The sequence below is a fragment of the Psychrobacter sp. T6-1 genome (assembly GCF_052258445.1).
On record NZ_JBQQFC010000231.1, the window covers coordinates 1 to 4,024 of the forward strand.

The following is a 4,024-nucleotide window of genomic DNA, read 5'->3' on the forward strand; positions in this document are numbered from 1 at the left end:
TTCTTAGGAGATGGCGAGACCGATGAGCCTGAGAGCTTGGGCGCGATATCCTTGGCAGGACGTGAAAAGCTCGACAATCTGATTTGGGTCATCAACTGTAATTTGCAGCGTCTTGATGGGCCGGTACGTGGTAATGGCAAAATCATTCAAGAGCTAGAGTCAGTGTTTCGCGGGGCAGGCTGGCGCGTTATCAAGGTCATTTGGGGCGGTCAGTGGGATACGCTGCTTGACAAAGATGAGACGGGCGTTCTTAAACACCGTATGGAAGAAGCCGTCGATGGCGAATATCAACTTTACGAAGCACGCTCGCCTGAATTTGTCCGCAAAGAGTTCTTTGGTAAGTATCCAGAACTAGAAGAGATGGCAAATGAGCTCTCTGATAAAGATATCTCCCGTCTAAATCGCGGTGGTCATGATCCAATGAAGGTATATGCCGCCTTTAGTGAAGCGATGAAAACCAAAGGTCAGCCAACCGTTATCTTAGTCAAAACCGTCAAAGGCTATGGTCTATCAAATCAAGCACAAGCGGTAAACAAATCGCATCAGATCAAAAAGCTGGATCAAGAAGCGCTGATGTACTTCCGTGATCGATTTGATCTGCCCTTTACTGATGAGCAGCTAGAGACGCTGCCGTTCTATCGCCCTGCCGAGGACTCTATAGAGATGAAGTATCTCAAGGGTCGCCGTGAGGCCTTGGGCGGTCATCTGCCTAATCGCCGTAGTGGTCATATTCCACTTAATATTCCAGAGCTCTCGATATTTGATCGCGTCCTACAAGGTAGTAAAGGCAAAGAGCAGTCGACCACTATGGTGTTCGTGCGCCTGCTATCAGCGATGCTCAAAAACAAAGACATTCAAGATCGCGTTGTGCCTATTGTGCCAGATGAGGCGCGTACCTTTGGCCTTGAGGGTATGTTCCGTCAATTAGGGATTTACTCTGCGGCAGGACAAAAATACACGCCGGAGGATAGCGAGGCGTTGATGGGTTATAAAGAAGCCATCGACGGGCATATGCTAGAAGAAGGTATCAATGAAGCGGGCGCGATGAGTACGTGGATAGCACTAGCGACCAGCTATTCAGTCAATGCTTTGCCGATGATACCACTATATATTTACTATTCTATGTTTGGCTTTCAGCGCGTAGGCGATCTTGCTTGGGCGGCAGGCGACTGTCAAGCGCAGGGCTTCTTGTTGGGTGCAACAGCAGGGCGTACGACATTGAATGGTGAGGGCTTACAGCATCAAGATGGTCATTCGCAAATATTGTTCAACACCGTACCCAACTGCGTCACCTACGATCCCTGCTTCGGTTATGAGCTTGCAGTCGTGATGCACGACGGTTTGCGCCGTATGTATGGCGAGGGCGAGCGCGTCTACTATTATCTGACACTCATGAATGAAAACTACGATCAGCCAGCTATGCCAGAGGGCGCGGAAGAAGGCATCAAGCGCGGCATGTATCTATTAGAAGATAACGGCTCAAGCCAAGTGCAGCTGCTCGGTTCAGGCGTGATCTTGCGCGAAGTACAAAAAGCGGCGCGCATCTTAAAAGATGAGTTTAATATCACATCAAACGTCTGGAGCGTGACCAGCTTTAATGAGCTGACCCGCGATGGTATGGCCTGTGATGACTATAACCGTCTGCATCCCATGGACGATGAAGTCGTGCCTTGGGTCACAGAACTGCTCGCACCGCATGAAGGCATCGTGGTAGCCGCGACTGACTATATGCGTAACTACTCAGAGCAGATCCGCGCTTGGCTCCCTGATAATCGTCCTTATACCACGCTTGGCACTGACGGCTATGGTCGCTCCGATACCCGCGAGCAACTGCGTAGCTTCTTTCATGTCGACGCGGCACACATTGTAGTAGCGACGTTGAAGCGCTTAGCAGATGAGGGCGAGGTGGAAATGCGTTTGGTCAAAGACGCCATTTCAAGCTTTGATATCGATACCGATCAGCCACCTGCTTGGCAGACGCAGCCGCAGTACGATCATTTTCCAGATGCACCAGCGCCAGCTTCTGACAACATCAACCCAAATCCTGTACCTGAGTTTGTCGGTGAAGACGACGATGAAATCACAAGTGAAGGCCGTGCTGAAGATCAAGCCGATGCCACTTTGCTTAACGATGATGACGTCGCAGAATAAACCTCATGACTAATAATCACACGACTAGGTAATTAAAAGACAAGGATGGACAAGATGGAAATTAAAGCCCCAGATTTAGGTGTTGATAGTGCTGAAGTTAGCGAGATCATGGTAGCAGTCGGTGACGTCATCGCCAAAGACGACAACATTATTTTGATTGAGTCTGACAAGGCCTCTGTTGAAGTACCAAGCTCAGCTGCTGGTAAAGTGACGAATATCAATGTGGCTGTCGGCGATCAAGTCAGCGAAGGTATGGTACTCATTGAGCTTGAAAGCGACGAGGGCAACAATGACAGTAGTGATGCTAAAAGCGACAATCAAAGTTCAGATGAAGACAAGTCTAAACAAGACAAGGCTAAACAAGACAATAAAGAACCCTCTGAATCTGACGATAATCAGCAGCAAAAGGCTGATATTAAAAATGCTGACACGGCAGGCGAAGATAAATCTACTACCAAGTCGGGCGCTAGCACCACCCATGCGCTACCAGATTTAGGCGTAGATGAAGCACAAGTTGCTGAGATTATGGTTAGTGTTGGCGATACGGTGAGCGCGGATCAATCCATACTATTGATTGAGTCGGATAAAGCCTCTGTTGAAGTGCCTGCGCCAGAGGCAGGTACGATTGAGAAAATATTGGTTGAAGCAGGTGACATGGTCGCTAACGGTCAAGACTTTATTATTATCAAAGGGAGTAGCTCACAAAGTAGTGATAGCGACAAAGCGGATACTAAATTCTCTCAAGACAAAGAGTCCAGGAGTAAAGCGTCTGAGAACAAAGAGCCTGCCAAATCAGAATCTAAAGATAGCTCGGACGCAAATACCTCTGCGCAAAACCAAACTACGGGTGAGCCTAAGCAAGTAGCTAAAGGAGCGGATAACAAGCTGACAGAGCGTGAGGTCAATCAAAAGTTGACTGAAGTGTATGCAGGCCCCGCCGTACGTAAGCTGGCGCGTCAATTGGGTATCGATATTACTCAAGTTAATGGTTCAGCGATCAATGATCGTATCCTAAAAGAGGATTTGTTCGCACATGTCAAAGAGCGTATTACCACACAAAAGGCGGCGCCTACTAGTAGCGTGCAAGCTGGTTCAGGGTTGCCAAGTTTGCCTGATATGAGTAATACAGAGATTTGGGGAGAAAGCGAAACGGTAGATTTAAGCCGTTTGCAAAAAGTCTCAATCCCGCAGCTCAACTACAATACCTATTTGCCGCAAGTGACGCAGTTTGATTTGTCAGACATTACCGAAACTGAAAAGCTACGCGGCGAGCTCAAAGGCGGCATGAAAGCGGAAGGTATTGGCTTTACCATACTAGCCTTTATTGTCAAAGCGACCGCTTATGCGCTGACTCAGCATCCGCGCTTTAACAGTCATTTGAGTGATGATAATACGCAAGTCATCCTACGCAAAAGTGTCAATATGGGTATTGCCGTTGCTACTGATGACGGTCTGATTGTCCCTGTTATTAAAGATGCTCAGGACAAAGGTCTTAAGCAGATCGCCGTTGAGATCGGTGAGCTGGCAGCAAAAGCCCGTGATAAAAAGCTTGGTACCAAAGATTTGCAAGGCGCAAGCTTTACCATATCGAGTCAAGGTAACTTGGGCGGCACCGCCTTTACGCCTTTGGTAAACTGGCCACAAGTAGGTATTTTAGGCGTGTCTGAAGCGAGTATGCAACCGCGCTGGAATGAGAGCACAAAAACCTTTGAGCCGCGTTTGATGCTGCCATTATCTTTGTCTTATGATCACCGCGTTATTAATGGTGCTGATGCTGCTGTGTTTACTCGCTATATTACAACCTTACTCGCTGATCCGCGTCGTATTCTACTTTAGTACTTAGCTTATAAAGTAATAAAACAGCCAGTTTAAA

At 47.8% G+C, this 4,024-nt stretch carries 2 protein-coding genes; both read left to right on the plus strand.

Annotated elements, in window-relative coordinates; translation table 11 throughout:
• The coding region (gene aceE, locus ACTXGO_RS10710) for a pyruvate dehydrogenase (acetyl-transferring), homodimeric type (RefSeq protein ID WP_443574432.1) at nt 1–2,151 on the plus strand (2,151 nt) is incomplete at its 5' end.
• Between the two features lie 54 nt (nt 2,152–2,205).
• The gene (locus ACTXGO_RS10715; protein WP_443574434.1) at nt 2,206–3,987 is read left to right on the plus strand and encodes a 2-oxo acid dehydrogenase subunit E2; all 1,782 of its coding nucleotides are present in this window, start codon (nt 2,206–2,208) and stop codon (nt 3,985–3,987) included.
• Nucleotides 3,988–4,024 lie beyond the last annotated feature (37 nt).